A 16,032-nucleotide genomic window follows, 5' to 3' on the forward strand; every position below is an offset into this window, starting at 1 on the left:
TCATTCAGAACTTCGGGTTGCGGGTTGAGCCGGGCGGTCAGGCGGCTGGCACCGGCCAGAGGCGGGCGTCGGGCGAGAGCGGGGCGTGTTCGTCGAGGCTGGCAAGCGCTGCGCGATAGCGCTGCCGGTAGGCCTCGTCCTCCTCGAATTCGATGCCGGCAGCGGCAAGCTCGGCGCCGACCTCGTAATAGACGTCGAGGTTGCGCAGGTCGGGCACGGGCGTTTCGCCGTGTTCGGCATCGCCCTGCATCTGCCAGTAGAGCTCCTCAAGCCGGCGGGCGAGGCCGGGCATGTCGCGCAGTGCACAGGTCTCGCGCTGGCGCTGGAGCGAGAGCTTCACCGCCGCAAGGCTCGCCGGGTTCCGGGCGAAGGCGACGGCCTTGTGCACGTAGTCGTCCGGGCCCGAGCAGATCATCTCGGGAATGCCGGCCGCCGCGACGATGCTGGCGCAGAAGCGCGAGGCGAAGCTCTTGCCCGCGATGGTCAATACCGGCAGGCCCTGCGTGATGGCATCGGCCGCGGTGGAATGGGCGCCGTAGGGGAAGGTGTCGAGGAAGAGATCGGCAAGGCCGATGCGGGCGAGATGGTCGGGGTTCTGCGTCTTGCCGGCGAAGATGATGCGCTCCGGCGCAACGCCGTTCTGCCCCGCGATCTGCTTCAGGCGCTCGTTGACGCTGTCGTCGCCGGCGAGCAGCCACAGCACGCTGCCGGGCGTTGCCAGCAGGATCGCCATCCAGCGGCCGAAGCAGGCCGCGGTGATCTTCTGCATGCCGTTGAAGCTTGCGAAGACGAAGGCGTTTTCCGGCAGGCCGACGCTGGCGCGCGTCGGGCGCGGCGAGACCGCGCGCTTGCGGTCCACCGGCTGGTTGCAGGCGATGCGCAGGACCTTCTCGGTGTAGTAGATCTCGTTTTCCGCCGGCACGATGTGTTCGTCGGCGATCATGTACTGGTGGTAAGGGCTCGCCATGGTGCCCGGATAGCCGCAGAAGTTCACGATCACGGGCGCCGGCCGGTAGGCGAAGATCTTGGTGCGGGCATGCTTGGTGTAGCCGTTGACGTCGACGAGCACGTCGATCTCGTCGGCGGCGATCTGGCGGGCGGCGTCGATGTCGCTGAGCGCGGCGATGTCGCGCCAATGGTCGACCGCCAGCTTGATGCGGGCCTGCGTCTGGTCGAGCGGTGCGGGATCGCCGCAATAATAGGCGAAGATCTCGACGCTCGTCTTGTCATGCAGTTCGAGCACTTCGCTGAGCGCGAAGCCCACGGCGTGCTGGCGCAGGTCCGAGGAGACGTAACCGACGCGCAGCCGCTGCCCGGTCCCCGATTTCTGCCGCACCGGACTGCGCGTGAAGTCCTGAAGATCGGCCGGTCGGCCGACATTCGTGCGGCAGTAGCGATGGGCCTTGGCCAGGTGGAACAGGGGATCGTCCGCATAGCAGGCGATCGTCATGGACGAGGTCGCGTCCATGAAATGGCGCGGCGTGACGTGAAGGGAGGGTGTGAAGACCGGCCATTTGCACTGGCGCATGCGCAGCGAGATCCAGTGCTGCGCCGCCTCGGTGCGCGACGGCTGCAGCTCCATGGCCTGCCAGAGGGCGGCTTCGGCCTCCTCCAGGTGCCCGGTGCCTTCCAGCACGCGGCCGATATGCTGGAGGCTGAGCAGGCGGTTGCTGATCCTGTCCGGCGTGACGTCGGCGGTCGCATCGGCATAGACGCGCCATTGCTGGACGGCCTGGCCCGTCAGGCCGCAATCCTCCAGCGTCCTGCCGAGATTGATATGGGCCTGGCCGAACTGCGGGTTGATGCGCACGGCGGCGCGAAGCGCGTGCAGCGCGCCGGCAGCATCGCCGGCCTTCGACAGCGAGACCGCATAGTTGAAATAGGCAAGATGCAGCAGCGGGTTATTGTCGTTGAAGGCGATCCAGATCTTGTAGAGTTCGCCTGCCTGTGCCGTCGCTCCGGCCGCCGTCAGGCTTTCCGTCGTCTGGAACAGGTCGGCCAGCGAGAGCTGCTGGTTGCGGGCCCGCCCGAGCAGATTGAGGAACGCCGTGGCGGGATCGGCAAGAATGGGAGTGCTGACGGTCATGACATCCTGCGGCAAGGGGGCCTGCTGGCCGGGCTGTTGAACGGCTCGGAAGGAGCTCGTCTGCCTTGCTATCGGAGTTGACTTGCGTCGGGCTGGTCGTTTTGCGCGAAGGGAAGGCGGCCGTGTCCCGCGGATTGCAGCGCCGGGCGGGCGGAAGATGGCGGCGGCGCGGTTTCGGCCGCGCCGCCGGATGTCAATATTAGATCGCGGCGTAAGCCTGGATCACGGCTTCGACCTGTGCCGAGTTCATGGCGGCGATCTGCTCGGCCTTGAGGGCCATGATCTGGGCGGAGTCGAGGGCTGCGATGTCCTCGGTGGCCAGACCCTGCAGGGCCTTCAGGCCGATTGCAGCGATCTCTTCGGTCGTGAACGTCTTGATGTCGTCCGAGCTCATCGCCTGCAGGGCGGCGGCGCTGAGGCCGGCGATCTGCGTGCTGGTGAGGGCGGCAACCTGCGTCGTCGACAGGGCCTCGATCTGGCCGCTGGTCAGGGCTGCGATCTGCTTGGTGTCGAGAGCTGCGATCTGGCCGGTGCTGAGGGCCGCGATCTGCGTGCTGTTGACCGAAGCGATCTGCTTGGCGCTCAGGCCGGCGATCTGGCCGGTGCTGAGGGCTGCAAGCTGGCCGGTGGACAGGGCATTCAGCTGGGTGCTGGTGAGGGCACCGACCTGCTTGCTGTCGAGGGCCGCGATGGCCGCTGTCGTGATGCCGGCGAGCGCCGCGGTTTCGAGGCCGGCCAGGGCCTTGACGTTGATGGCCGCGAGCTCATCCGTGCTGAACAGGGCCAGTTCCGCCGAGTCGATGGTCTTCAGGGCGGCGGCGCTGAGGGCTGCGACCTGCGAGCTCGTCAGGGCGGCGACCTGTGCCGTCGACAGGGCTGCTGCCTGGCTGCTCGTCAGGGCCGCGATCTGCTTGGAGTCGAGAGCTGTGATCTGGCCGGTGCTGAGGGCCGCGATCTGCGTGCTGCTGACCGAAGCGATCTGCTTGGCGCTCAGGCCGGCGAGCTGGCCGGTCGTGAGGGCCGCGAGCTGGCCGGTGGACAGGGCATTGAACTGGGCGCTCGAGAGGGCACCGATCTGCTTGCTGTCGAGGGCCGCGATGGCCGCCGTCGTGATGCCGGCGAGCGCCGCGGTTTCGAGGCCGGCCAGCGCCTTGACGTTGATGGCCGCCAGTTCATCTGTGCTGAAGAGAGCCAGTTCCGCCGAGTCGATGGTCTTCAGGGCGGCGGCGCTGAGGGCTGCGACCTGCGAGCTCGTCAGGGCGGCGACCTGCGCCGTCGACAGGGCTGCTGCCTGGCCGCTGGTCAGGGCACCGACCTGGGCGCTCGACAGGCCGGCAATCTGGCCGGTGCTGAGGGCTGCGATCTGCGTGCTGTTGATCGAAGCGATCTGCTTGGCGCTCAGGCCGGCGATCTGGCCGGTCGCGAGGGCCGCGAGCTGGTCGGTGGACAGGGCATTCAGCTGGGTGCTGGTGAGGGCACCGACCTGCTTGCTGCCGAGGGCGCCGATGGCCGCCGTCGTGATGCCGGCGAGTGCCGAGGCTTCGAGACCGGCAAGGGCCTTGACGTTGATGGCCGCCAGCTCATCCGTGCTGAACAGGCCGAGCTCCGCGGCATCGATGGTCTTGAGCGTTGCCGCGCTGAGGGCAGCGACCTGCGAGCTCGTCAGGGCGGCGACCTGCGCCGTCGACAGGGCTGCCGCCTGACTGCTGGTCAGGGCGCCGACCTGGGCGCTCGACAGGCCGGCGATCTGGCCGGTGCTGAGGGCTGCGATCTGCGTCGAGCCGATCGTGGCGACCTGCTTTGCACTCAGGCCGGCGATCTGACCGGTCGTGAGGGCCGCGAGCTGGTCGGTCGACAGGGCATTCAGCTGGGTGCTGGTGAGGGCACCGACCTGCTTGCTGCCGAGGGCGGCGATGGCCGCCGTCGTGATGCCGGCAAGCGCCGAGGCCTCGAGGCCGGCGAGGGCCTTGACGTTGATGGCCGCCAGTTCATCCGTGCTGAAGAGGGCCAGTTCCGCCGAATCGACCGTCTTGAGGGCGGCGGCGCTGAGGGCCGCGACCTGCGAGCTCGTCAGGGCTGCGACCTGTGCCGTCGACAGGGCTGCTGCCTGGCCGCTGGTCAGCGCGCCGATCTGGGCGCTGCCCAGCGAGGCGATCTGGCCGGTGCTGAGGGCTGCGATCTGGGTCGAGCTGATCGTTGCGACCTGCTTGGCGCTCAGGCCGGCAAGCTGACCGGTGCTGAGGGCCGCGATCTGGCCGGTGGACAGGGCATTGAACTGGGCGCTGGTGAGGGCACCGATCTGCTTGCTGTCGAGGGCGCCGATGGCTGCCGTCGTGATGCCGGCGAGTGCCGCGGCGTCGAGGCCGGCGAGGGCCTTGACGTTGATGGCCGCGAGCTCATCCGTGCTGAAGAGGGCGAGTTCCGCCGAATCGATGGTCTTGAGGGCGGCGGCGCTGAGCGCTGCGGCCTGCGAGCTGGTGAGCGCGGCAATCTGCGCCGTCGACAGGGCCGCTGCCTGGCCGCTGGTCAGCGCACCGATCTGGGCGCTGCCCAGCGAGGCGATCTGGCCGGTGCTGAGAGCGGCGATCTGGGTCGAGCTGATCGTTGCGACCTGCTTGGCGCTCAGGCCGGCGATCTGGCCGGTCGTGAGGGCTGCGAGCTGGTCGGTGGACAGGGCGTTGAGCTGGCCGCTGGAGAGCGCGGCGATCTGGCCGGTGCCGAGGGCGCCGATGGCCGCCGTCGTGATGCCGGCAAGAGCCCCGGTGCTGAGGCCGGCGAGGGCCTTGACGTTGATGGCCGCAAGCTCATCCGTGCTGAACAGGGCGAGTTCCGCCGAATCGATGGTCTTCAGGGCGGCGGCGCTGAGCGCTGCGACCTGCGAGCTCGTCAGGGCGGCGACCTGCGCCGTCGACAGGGCTGCTGCCTGGCCGCTGGTCAGGGCACCGATCTGGGCGCTCGACAGGCCGGCGATCTGGCCGGTGCCGAGAGCGGCAACCTGGGTCGAGCTGAGCGTTGCAACCTGCTTGGCGCTCAGGCCGGCGATCTGGCCGGTGCCGAGCGCTGCGACCTGGCCGGTGGACAGGGCATTGAGCTGGGTGCTGGAGAGAGCGGCGATCTGGCCGGTGCCGAGGGCGCCGATGGCCGCCGTCGTGATGCCGGCAAGGGCTCCGGTGCTGAGGCCGGCGATGGCCTTGGCGTTGATGGCGGCCAGTTCGTCGGTGCTGAAGAGGGCGAGTTCCGCCGAATCGATGGTCTTGAGGGCCGCGGCGCTGAGGGCTGCGACCTGCGAGCTGGTGAGCGCCGCGATCTGATCCGTCGACAGGGCAGCGGCCTGGCCGCTGGTCAGGGCCGCGATATGGGCGCTGTTGAGGCTGGCGATGCTGGCCGATGCGATGCCGGCGAGGGCGGCCGCATCGAGGCTGGCGAAGGCCTTGGCGTTGATGGCGGCCAGTTCGCCCGTGCTGAACAGGGCAAGTTCCGCCGAATCGATCGTCTTGAGGGCGGCAGCGCTGAGGCCGGCAACCTGCGTGGAGGTGAGGGCCGCGATCTGGTCCGTGGACAGGGCTGCAGCCTGGCCGCTGGTGAGTGCGCCGATCTGCGCGCTGGACAGCGACGCGATCTGGGCCGTGCTGAGGGCGGCGACCTGCGTGGAGCTCAGCGTGCCGACCTGCTTTGCCGTCAGACCGGCGAGCTGGCCGGTGCCGAGGGCGCCGAGCTGGCCGGTGGAAAGCGCGTTGAGCTGGGCGCTGGAGAGGGCTGCGATCTGGCCAGTGCCGAGGGCGGCGATGCTGGCGGTTGCGATGCCGGCGAGGGCTGCTGTGCTGATGCCGGCGATGGCCTTGGCGTTGATGGCGCCGAGCTCGTCGGTGGTGAACAGCGCCAGTTCGGCGGAATCGATGGTGGTGAGGACCTGGTAGCCGAGGGCCGCGATCTGCGCGGAGTTCAGCACGGCGATTTCATCCGTGGTGAAGGTGGCGACCTGGGCGCTGGTCAGGGCCGCTGCCTGCGTGGCCTTGAGGCCCGCGATGTGGCCTGAGGTGAGCGACGAGATCTGGCTGGCGCTGAGGCCGGCGATGGACTTGACGGCGATCGAGCCGATCTGCTCCGAGGTGAAGGAGAGCAGGCTGCTCGACGTGAAGGCGTTGAGCTGGGCGGCGCTGAGCGCCGCGACCTTTTCCGAGGTCAGTGCCGCGACGTCCGCGCTGTTGAGAAGCTGGATCGCACTCGTGGAAAGGTTCCGGATCTGGCTGGGAGTCAGATTGGTAATGATTGAAGTCATGGACGCGCGCCCTTGTGTTAGCGGATGACAAACGTCGTTTTCGTTCCACCGACCGTGCGGGAAGAGATTCGATCTTCTCCTCGGGTCCCAGGCGCGCAAGGCACCCGCCGTGTACCGCTCGGTCGAGCGCCATCCACGGCGCTAACGGTCCGGACGTCCGGTTGGACGAAAACAATGTCACTTGAAACATGGCTCGAACGAGCCAGCGCATCGGAAGGGCATCATGCGCGGAACTGACACCAGCTCCGATCCCTACGCCATTTGGTCGCAAACGCCGTGCATTGGCTATGCTGTTCCGGGGCCGACTGAACAAGGCAGCAAAATTGCCCCAGCGGCCCTTTTCGACCATGCTAAGTTCTAAATCGGTAGCGTTTAATTTTGGGTTAACAGGCGCGCAGCTCCGGTTGTATCCTGTCCCGCTCTGTCTCCCGGCAAGCGCGGCCTCGCCGCAGAGGTGCGCAGGTTGTGCCAGGACAGGCCAGAATGCCGGGCGGCGCCGGCGGCACCCATGAAGCAGATGTCGCCTTTCGTCGCCTTTGCCGCGAACCGTGAAATCTGGCTCCGGACGATAAACGCAATCTTCATCTTTCTTTGATCGTGCGCCAAGCCGTTAACCATTTGTTAACCACTCGCTGTTAACCCTTTCTTAAGAGCGATGAACCGGCGCCCAGGGCAAACGAGCGGCGCCGGATGCATGAAGCCCCTTCGTCGTTACCGGTCCCGCCTCACTCCGGCATGCTCCCCGACAATTCCTTTCCCAGGGCAAATGCCAATGACCAGCATATTGACCAACTCCGCCGCCATGGCGGCGCTGCAGACCCTTCGTTCCATCGACAACGGGCTTGAAACCGCGCAGAGCCGCGTCTCCTCCGGCATGCGCGTCGAAACTGCCGCCGACAACGCCGCCTACTGGTCGATCGCGACCACCATGCGCTCCGACAACCGCGCCCTCGCCACGGTCCAGGATGCTCTCGGCCTCGGTGCCGCCAAGGTCGATACGGCCTATGCCGGTCTGGAATCGGCCATCGAGGTCGTGACGGAAATCCGCGCGAAGCTTGTCGCCGCGACGGAAGAGGGTGTCGACAAGGCAAAGATCCAGGAAGAGATCACCCAGCTCCAGGCACAGCTCGTCAGCATCGCGGAAGGCGCCTCCTTCTCCGGCGAGAACTGGCTGCAGGCCGACCTGACGACGGCCGGCGGTTCCGTGAAAAAGAGCGTCGTCGCCTCCTTCGTCCGCAATGCGACGGGCGCCGTCTCCGTCAAGACGGTCGATTACATGCTCGATGACAGAACCGTCCTCTTCGACGAAGGCGGCAATCTCGGCATTCTCGACAAGGCGGCCGTGATCGAAGGACCAGCCGTTGCGCTCAATATCAACGTGGGCGGCACAGTTACCCAACATACCGTCGAGGCATTTACCACGGACGAGGTCATTGCCGCCGGCGCCGGTTCCTCCACCTTCGACGGCCGCTATGCCACCGATGGCGTGAACAACTACGTGAAGGTCGCCGACGACACCTGGGTGATCGCCGTGAACCAGACCACCGTCCCCAACCAGGAGGCTGCCTACCAGGACTCGCTCGGCCGCCTCTGGGCCGTCGATACGGCGAATGTCGTGGCCGCGACGACATCCTCGGTCGACACGATGGTCATCGACAATTCGACGACGACCGGCCAGATCGATGGCCTGCTGAAGATGGTGGATACGGCCCTGGAGGCGATGACCAGCGCTGCGGCCGACCTCGGGGCGATTTCGACCCGCATCGAGATGCAGGAGAGTTTCGTGGCCAGCCTCAACGACGTGATCGACAAGGGCATCGGCCGCCTGGTCGATGCGGACATGAACGAGGAATCGACCCGCCTGAAGGCGCTTCAGACCCAGCAGCAGCTCGGCATCCAGTCGCTGTCGATCGCCAATTCGAGCGCCGAGAACATCCTGCAGCTCTTCCGCCAGTAAGGGCGGCAGGTTCTCTTCCGCCCCGGCCGTTGGTCATCGGCCGAGGCGGGCGGTTGGGCCGCGTTATTTGCCCTGGCGCGGCCCAACACCTTTTATCTTCATCCTCGCACAAGTTTGAAACCCTAGGCTCGATGGCACGATCAGGAAGATTGTGTGCCTTTCGCCTCGCGGAAGGCGCGGTGTCTAAGGAGACAGGTCAGCGGTGGTGTCAGGTTCCAGTGTTTTCGAGAGCGAGCGTCGAAGCGGTCCGCGGGGTTCCCGTCGGGCCTTTCTCGCGTTCGTCCGGCACGCGGCAGGGCAGGAGGGCGCGCGATGAGCGTGCAGCTTGCCCGCTACCTCAAGGATTTCGGCGCTCCGCCGCGCCCCAGGGCCCCCGCCTTCCAGCCGCCGTCCTTCGGCGATGACGGGGGTGGCGCTGCGGCCCAGGCCTTCGTCATGCCATCGGCCGAGCCGCCGGTGGATCTTGCCGCCGAGCGTGCCGAGGCCTTCGCGGATGGCAGGGCGGAAGCCGAGACGGAGCTTCGTGCCAGGCACGAGGCCGAGATCGCGGCCCTGAAGGAGGCGCACCAGGCCGAGCTCGACAACCTGAAGGCGCGCTACGAGAAGGACTACGCCCGTGACCTCGCCGAGCGGTTTTCCACGCTCACGGGCGAGGTGGCCGAGCGCGTCGCCGCCGATACCGCCGAGGTCCTGGCGCCGGTGATGAACGACGTGCTGGCGAGGGGCGCGATCGCCGACCTTGCCCGCATGATCGCCGAGGGCCTGCAGGGTGATGAAGGCATGGCGATAACGGTGAAGGGGCCGGCAAACCTCTTCCAGCAACTGGAATCGCATTTCGACGAACCCGCGCCGGTCTTCCGGCATGTCGAGATGCAGGATGTCGATTTGACGGTAGAGTTCGGCGACACCGTCCTCGTAACGCGGATGGCGGCCTGGGCTGACACCGTACGCAAGGTGCTTGCATGAGCGAAGGCGAAAATCACCACCACGGCAAGAACGAGATCATCATCGTCAAGCGTCATGGCGATCACGAGGGCGACCATCATTCGGCTGCCTGGAAGATCGCCTATGCCGACTTCATGACCGCGATGATGGCCTTCTTCCTCGTGATGTGGCTGGTCAATGCCGCCAACGAGAAGACCCAGGCCTCGGTCGCTTCCTATTTCAATCCGATCAAGCTGACCGACGACAAGCCGGCCGACAGATCGGTGAAGAAGCCGGCCAACAGCGCCGAAGGCGAGGCGACGCAGGACAAGTCCAAGGAACAGGGCCAGCAGCAGGCGAGCGGCAACGGCGCGGAAAGCGGCAAGGACGAGAAGACGACGGCCGGCGAGGAAGTGCAGTATTCCGAGGCCAATTTCTTCGAGAATCCCTATTCCGTGCTCTCGGAGATCGCGCAGGAAGTCGGCCAGCAGGCGAATGTCAGCGCCAAGGGCGAGGGCGGTGCCGCCACTTCGGGGCCGGCGACCGGCGCCAATGGCGGCGAAGCCTACCGTGACCCGTTCGATCCTGATTTCTGGACGCAGCAGGTGCAGATCTCCGAGGCGACGGATGCCGGCAGCGAGGGCACGCCGGGCCAGCAGATGGCGGCTGCCAGCGACGACACCGTGAAGCAGGCGCTCGCCAAGGAGGAGGCGGAGAAGGCCGCGGCCGCGAAGGCCGAGGCGGAAAAGGCCGCTGCGGAGGCCGCCAAGGCCAGGGAAGACGAGAAGAAATCCGCCGAGGAGAAGAAGGCGGACGAATTGAGGAAGCAGCTGACCGCCGAGATCGGCAAGCTCGGCAAGCTGGCCGAGGGTCTCAGCGTGACGCCCGCCGAGGGGGGCCTGCTCGTCAGCCTCACCGACCAGCTCGACACGCCGATGTTCAACATCGGCTCGGCGGTGCCCAAGCGCGAGATGGTTCTGGCGATGGAGAAGATCGGCAAGGTGCTGGAAGGCCGCCCGGGCGCCATCGCCATCCGCGGCCATACCGACGCCCGTCCCTTCGCCGGCGGCAAGAACGACAACTGGCGCCTTTCCATGGACCGCGCGCAGAGCGCCTACTACATGCTGGTGCGCGGCGGCCTGGAGGAGAAGCGCGTGAGCCAGGTGACCGGCTTTGCCGATCGCCGCCTGAAGGTCCCGGCCGATCCGATGGCCGATGCCAACCGCCGCATCGAAATCCTCATCCAGGCCGAGGGCAGCTGACGCCATGGGCTTCTTGCGGCGCGTTTTCCTGACAGGCACGGTCTTGTGCACGGCGCTTTCTGCCGTGGCGCCCGCGCGTGGCGAGAACCTCGACGACCTTGCGCCCTACAAGATGATCCGCTCGCTGCAATATGTGCAGGACACGGTGGCGCTCGGCGACCATTCGGCGATGGAGATGCAGCGCTTCCTGCTGAGCACCATCGACGAGCGGCTGCGCACGGGAGAAGCCGCGCTCTTCGACGACCCGCGCAATGTGGATGCTGCGCTCGTCTATGCGATGAGCGGCGGCAATCCCGAGACGCTGGAAGTGCTCATCAGGAAGGATGTCGACGGGCATTTCGATTCCCGCCTGACCGACGCTCTGCGCAGTTACCTCAGCGGTCGCGGCACGCAGAGCGTCAAGTCGCTCGCGGAGATCTTCCCGGAATACAAGCACTCGCGTGTCGGCCCCTATCTGGCCCTCGTCTCGGCCAACTCGGTCATGCGCAAGGACCCGGCGCTGGCGCTCACCTATTTCGACTGGGCGCGGCTCGTCGCCCCCGGCACGATCGTCGAGGAGGCCGCGCTGCGCCGCTCGATCTACATCGCCAGCGAGGCGGGCTGGATCGACAAGAGCATGGTCTATGCCAACCGCTATGCGCGCCGCTACCTGCGCTCGCCCTATGCCAGCCAGTTCGCCGATCTCTTCGTCAAGCTGGCGGTCGACCACTACGGGGCCATCAAGGAAGATGATATCCTTGAACTCCTCTCCTTCATGGATGTGCCGCGCCGGCGCGAGGTCTATCTGCGCATGGCGCGCCTGGCCGCGATCTCTGGAAAGAACAAGCTCGCCTCGCTCGCCGCCGAGCGCGCCCAGGTGCTGTCCGGCGACGGGGAGAGCGTGCCGAAGGTATTGGCGGACCTTTATTCGGGCCTCGCCTCCGTTCCCTCCGGCGATGTGGCGGCGGCAATGGAATCGATCATCGCCATCCCCGATGACAAGCTCTCGGCGAAGGATCGCGCGCTGAAGGCCGCGGCCCGCGCCGTGGCCGAGGAGGTGCTGCGCGAACCGGCGGCGAAGGCGGAGGCGGACGTCGCCACGCCCATAGAGGCCGAGGACGCTGCCCGCGAAGGGTTGAGCGAAGCCGGGCTGGCCGACCGGGCGATGGATCCGCGGGCGGGCGGCGAGGAGACGCCGGTCGCCGCAATCGAGCCGGAACAGGAAAAGAAAGAGCAGCCAGAAAAGGCGGGCATCGATCCGGCCTTCGATACATTCGTTTCGAGCGGCAGGTCCAAGCTCGACGAAATCGACGCGCTGTTGAAGGGAGAAGGCAGTTGAGCACCATCGGTAGCGGGGTTTTGGGCATCGTGCAGGGGCAGGCGCCGGGCAAGGGCAAGGCCGGCCACGGCCATGCCGCAGGCGCTTCGGAAGAGGGCGGTTTTGCCAATGCGATTGCCAGCCTTTCCGGACGGGAGGGCGATGGCGGGCGCAAGGGCGGACGGCTGTCCGTCTCCGGCGCGGCCGGTCGCGGCCAGCGGGAAGGCGGCGAGGCTGACGAGGGGCGGGTGAAGCTTGCGCGCCGCGAGGCCGCGGCGCTGGCCGGTGCCGCCGGCAAGGCCGGCGTCGCTACGCCTGAAGGGGACAACCGTCCCTTTGACGAAAAGGCGGCGGCCCTGCTGGAGGCCGCAGGCCGCCAAGGCCGCAAGGCGCAGGGCGAGACGCACGAGGGCAGGACCGTCGCGCGTGATGCCGACGAGGCGGCCGTGGACGACGGCGCCACGGCGGCGGACGGAACGCAGGAAGCCGTGCCGAAAGCGGGAACGGATGTCGGCAATCTCCTTGAGATGCTGGCGACGCCGAATGCCGTGCCGCTCGATGCGGCTGCGAAGGCCGGCGTGCCCGACGCGGTGCCGGACGCAAAGCGGCAGGTCGGAGACAAGGCATCGGCCAAGGTCGATGCGCGCGCCGATGCCGCGGCCAGGGCCGATGGAACCCGTATGGCCGACACCGCGGATGCCGGCGACGTGCCCCAGTCGGATGCCGACCAGCTCTTCCGGCTGATCCGCGCCGACGGCAAGGGGCGGGATCTCGACATGAGCCTTTCGGACAAGGGCGAGCGGGCGACGTTCCGCGATGCGAACCCGACCGGGCCGAAGGGCGAGACGGTGACCGTGGTCGATGCACGCCGCTACATCGGCCTTGCGCAGGCCGGCAATGCGGGGGCCGTGACGACGGCGATCACGCAGGATCCGCAATGGGCAGCCTCGCTCAGCGCCACCGGCGGGCTCAGCCATTCGGAGGCCGCGGCCACCGGCAAGGTCGTCAACACGCTGAAGATCCAGATGCACCCGATCGAGCTCGGTCTCGTGACGGCGACGCTGCGCCTGCACGGCGACGACCTCGTCGTCTCGCTGCAGGTGGAGACGGGAGAGGCCTATCGCCAGCTCACCGATGATCAGGACGCGATCGTGCGCGCGCTGCGCGGTCAGGGCTTTGCCGTCGACCAGGTCAGCGTCCAGCTCGCGCCGGCCGACAGGAGCGCGAATGCGCAGCAGGGCGACAGCCAGAGCCAGCAGCAACAGCAGCAGTTCTCGAACCAGCCGCAGGCCCGCGAGGGCGGCAATGGCCGTCAGGGCGGCGGAGAGGGCACGGGCAATTTTATACGCGAGGGAGCCTCTCATGAGGGCAACACGTCGGACACCGCTCCTGGCTCTGCTGGCGGCCAGCCTCAGCGCTCTGGCGGCGTCTATCTCTGACGCCGGAGCCTCCGTTGGCGCCTGCGAGCGGGAAATCCTCGCCGCCGCTGCGAAATACGACATCCCGGCGGGCATCCTCTATTCCGTCGGTCTCACCGAGACCGGCCGGAAGGGATCGCTCCAGCCCTATGCCATGAACATCGAGGGCAAGGCCTTCTTCGGCCGTGACAGGAAGGACGCCCTGCGGGCATTCGAGACGGCGAGGGCACAGGGCGCCAAGCTGATCGACCTCGGCTGCATGCAGATCAATCATCACTTCCACGGCGACCAGTTCGCCTCGCCCGCGGAAATGTTCGACCCGCGCAAGAATGTCGAATATGCGGCGTCCTTCCTGGCGCGCCTGCACGCCCGGCACGAGACTTGGACGATGGCCGTCGCACGTTATCACGCAGGCCCCAACAACGACCCGGCGCAGAAGCGCTATGTCTGCCGGGTGATCGCGAACCTGGTCGCGACGGGCTATGGAAGCTGGACGGCGAACGCGAAGCAATTCTGCCGGTAATTCAACTAAAAGTTTAAATATTGACCCGATGACGGCCTGTGCCGCAATGTGGCAGGAATGCGCCCAGTTTTGGGACGGCAAGGCATGACGTTAACCTTTGTTAACTTTTCCACCGTAAAATTGTGGCGAAATCCGCCGAAAGCCACTATATGTAGATCAAATCGGCACGCAATTCTTAATCAACTGTTAATTCCACCCAGTCACTTTCTCTAGTTGCCGGTGATTCGCCCGATTCGTACCACTGCCTGAACGAGGCACCACACTGATTCGGAGGCGGACGAATGATCGTAGTGGTTGATGAGCGCGAGCTCGTTAAAGACGGCTATACTTCTCTTTTTGGTCGCGAGGGCGTGCCCTCGACGGGGTTCGATCCCCGTGAATTCGGCGAGTGGGTGAACACCGCGGCCGATTCGGACATCGATGCGGTCGAGGCTTTCCTGATCGGCCAGGGCCAGCTCTCCATGGAGCTGCCGCGGGCGATCCGTGATCGCTCGCAGGCCCCGGTGATCGCGGTCAGCGACACGCCCTCCCTGGAAACCACCCTTGCCCTCTTCGACAGCGGCGTCGACGACGTCGTGCGCAAGCCGGTGCATCCCCGTGAGATCCTGGCCCGTGCGGCGGCCATCCGGCGCCGCCTGAAGGCGCTGTCCAACTACACCGATATCGGCCCGATCCGTGTCTTCTCCGATGGTCGCGACCCGGAAATCGCCGGTGACGTCTTCCCCCTGCCGCGCCGCGAGCGCCGCATTCTCGAATATTTGGTCGCCAACCGCGGCCGCCGGCTTTCCAAGACCCAGATCTTCAACGCGATCTACGGCATCTTCGACGAGGACGTCGAGGAGAACGTCGTCGAAAGCCACATCAGCAAGCTGCGCAAGAAGCTGCGCAAGAAGCTCGGTTTCGACCCGATCGATTCCAAGCGCTTCCTTGGCTACTGCATCGACTGGCAGGGCTGAGCCGATGGAGCCGGCCGGCGGGGAGGCGGACCCTGCCAGGCGGCTCGGCAGCCAGCTTCACGCAAGGCCCGTCCCATAGGGTCCTGAGTATGAGACGAACGGGGAAATGACATGAGCCTCTACGGTACGATGAGAACGGGTGTTTCCGGCATGAATGCGCAGGCGAATCGCCTGAGCACCGTTGCCGACAACATCGCCAACGCGAACACGACGGGCTACAAGAAGGCCTCCACCCAGTTCTCCTCGCTGATCCTGCCCACCACCGGCGGTTCCTACAATTCCGGCGGCGTGAACACGGATGTGCGCTATTCCATCTCCGCGCAGGGCACCTTCACCTACACGACATCGGCGACGGACCTTGCCATCAACGGCAAGGGTTTCTTCATCGTCTCGGGCACGGACGGCCAGGAATACATGACCCGCGCCGGCGCCTTCACCGTCATGGACGACGGCTCGCTGCAGAATTCCTCCGGCTTCAAGCTGATGGGATACGAATATTCCTCCACCGAGGACCCGACGATCGTCGTCAACGGCTTCGATGGTCTCCAGGAGATCAACCTTGCCTCCGGCGCGCTCAATGCGACCGGCTCGACGGCAGGTGCGCTTGACGTCAACCTGCCGTCCAACGAAGTGGCGGGCTATTCGAAGTCGACCTCTCTCGTCGCCTATGACAGCCAGGGCAACACCCGGCTGATCGAATTCAACTACGTGAAGACGGGTGACAATGCCTGGACGGTCGAGGCGACCTACGAAGGCACCACGATCGCCGGCCCCACGCCCATGACGTTCGATGCCGAAGGCAAGCTGCTCACGCCCTCGCCGGCAAGCATTACCACGGCGGCCCAGACCATCAACGGCGCCGAACTCAGCGAGCTTGAGATCAGCATCGGCGGTTCCAGCCAGCTCGCCTCCCCGTTTGACGTGTCCAACGGCAAGATCAACGGCAATGGCGCCAGCAAGGTCACCGGCTACGAGATCAGCGAGGATGGTGTCGTTTCGCTGAAATATGACAACGGGCAGCTGACGCCGAAATTCCGGATCGCGATGGCATCCGTGCAGAGCCCGGACAACCTGAAGCCGCTGCCGGGCAACATCTATGCGCAGAGCAACGACTCGGGCGTCGTCGTCATGGGCTACGCCGGCACCAACGGTTATGGAGCGATCGTTTCCGGCGCGCTGGAGGACTCCAACGTCGACATCGCGGAAGAACTGACGAGCATGATCGAGTCGCAGCGCAACTACACGGCCAACTCGAAGGTCTTTCAGACCGGTTCCGAGCTGATGGAAGTCCTCGTCAATCTGAAGAGATAAGCCGGCATGACGCCGCGCG

General features: G+C 66.3%; 10 protein-coding genes. 8 read left to right on the forward strand and 2 right to left on the reverse strand.

All coding sequences use genetic code 11. The features are described 5' to 3' along the window. Positions 1–37 precede the first annotated feature (37 nt). A complete protein-coding gene (locus WMC41_RS01890) occupies positions 38–2,086 on the reverse strand; it encodes a glycosyl transferase (protein WP_432346866.1) in 2,049 nt (682 codons plus the stop codon). Positions 2,087–2,285: 199 nt separating this feature from the next. Next, the gene (locus tag WMC41_RS01895; protein WP_432346867.1) at positions 2,286–6,365 is read right to left on the reverse strand and encodes a beta strand repeat-containing protein; all 4,080 of its coding nucleotides are present in this window, start codon (positions 6,363–6,365) and stop codon (positions 2,286–2,288) included. 772 nt (positions 6,366–7,137) lie between these two features. Between WMC41_RS01895 and WMC41_RS01900 the strand changes: the two genes are divergently transcribed. The 8 genes from WMC41_RS01900 (at position 7,138) to WMC41_RS01935 (ending at position 16,013) form a co-directional block, all read left to right on the forward strand. Further along, the gene (locus WMC41_RS01900; RefSeq protein WP_244767541.1) at positions 7,138–8,322 is read left to right on the forward strand and encodes a flagellin; all 1,185 of its coding nucleotides are present in this window, start codon (positions 7,138–7,140) and stop codon (positions 8,320–8,322) included. 312 nt (positions 8,323–8,634) lie between these two features. Then, positions 8,635–9,288 carry a hypothetical protein gene (locus WMC41_RS01905; RefSeq protein WP_432346868.1) on the forward strand — a complete coding sequence of 218 codons (654 nt, stop codon included), beginning with the start codon at positions 8,635–8,637 and terminating at the stop codon, positions 9,286–9,288. After that, positions 9,285–10,508, forward strand: a complete 1,224-nt coding sequence (locus WMC41_RS01910; protein WP_432346869.1) for a MotB family protein — start codon at positions 9,285–9,287, stop codon at positions 10,506–10,508. Before WMC41_RS01905 ends, WMC41_RS01910 begins: the two co-directional genes overlap by 4 nt. A gap of 4 nt (positions 10,509–10,512) precedes the next feature. Beyond that, entirely contained in the window at positions 10,513–11,826 is a 1,314-nt protein-coding gene (gene motC, locus WMC41_RS01915) for a chemotaxis protein MotC (protein WP_432346870.1), read from the forward strand. After that, a complete protein-coding gene (locus WMC41_RS01920; protein WP_432346871.1) occupies positions 11,823–13,244 on the forward strand; it encodes a flagellar hook-length control protein FliK in 1,422 nt (473 codons plus the stop codon). Before motC ends, WMC41_RS01920 begins: the two co-directional genes overlap by 4 nt. After that, on the forward strand, positions 13,168–13,746 hold the full coding sequence (locus tag WMC41_RS01925) for a transglycosylase SLT domain-containing protein (protein WP_272804421.1): 579 nt from the start codon (positions 13,168–13,170) through the stop codon (positions 13,744–13,746). The genes WMC41_RS01920 and WMC41_RS01925 overlap by 77 nt, the downstream gene beginning before the upstream one ends. A gap of 281 nt (positions 13,747–14,027) precedes the next feature. Continuing rightward, on the forward strand, positions 14,028–14,702 hold the full coding sequence (gene rem / locus WMC41_RS01930) for a transcriptional activator Rem (protein ID WP_244767547.1): 675 nt from the start codon (positions 14,028–14,030) through the stop codon (positions 14,700–14,702). 111 nt (positions 14,703–14,813) lie between these two features. After that, entirely contained in the window at positions 14,814–16,013 is a 1,200-nt protein-coding gene (locus WMC41_RS01935; protein WP_432346872.1) for a flagellar hook protein FlgE, read from the forward strand. The last annotated feature ends 19 nt before the right edge of the window (positions 16,014–16,032 follow it).

It is taken from the genome of Shinella yambaruensis (assembly GCF_050859155.1).
GTDB lineage: Bacteria > Pseudomonadota > Alphaproteobacteria > Rhizobiales > Rhizobiaceae > Shinella > Shinella yambaruensis.

Coding starts and splice junctions, on each gene's coding strand:
- WMC41_RS01890 (WP_432346866.1), bottom strand. CDS start 2,086: ATGACCGTCAGCACTCCCATTCTTGCCGATCCCGCCACGGCGTTCCTC.
- WMC41_RS01895 (WP_432346867.1), bottom strand. CDS start 6,365: ATGACTTCAATCATTACCAATCTGACTCCCAGCCAGATCCGGAACCTT.
- WMC41_RS01900 (WP_244767541.1), top strand. CDS start 7,138: ATGACCAGCATATTGACCAACTCCGCCGCCATGGCGGCGCTGCAGACC.
- WMC41_RS01905 (WP_432346868.1), top strand. CDS start 8,635: ATGAGCGTGCAGCTTGCCCGCTACCTCAAGGATTTCGGCGCTCCGCCG.
- WMC41_RS01910 (WP_432346869.1), top strand. CDS start 9,285: ATGAGCGAAGGCGAAAATCACCACCACGGCAAGAACGAGATCATCATC.
- motC (WP_432346870.1), top strand. CDS start 10,513: ATGGGCTTCTTGCGGCGCGTTTTCCTGACAGGCACGGTCTTGTGCACG.
- WMC41_RS01925 (WP_272804421.1), top strand. CDS start 13,168: ATGAGGGCAACACGTCGGACACCGCTCCTGGCTCTGCTGGCGGCCAGC.
- rem (WP_244767547.1), top strand. CDS start 14,028: ATGATCGTAGTGGTTGATGAGCGCGAGCTCGTTAAAGACGGCTATACT.
- WMC41_RS01935 (WP_432346872.1), top strand. CDS start 14,814: ATGAGCCTCTACGGTACGATGAGAACGGGTGTTTCCGGCATGAATGCG.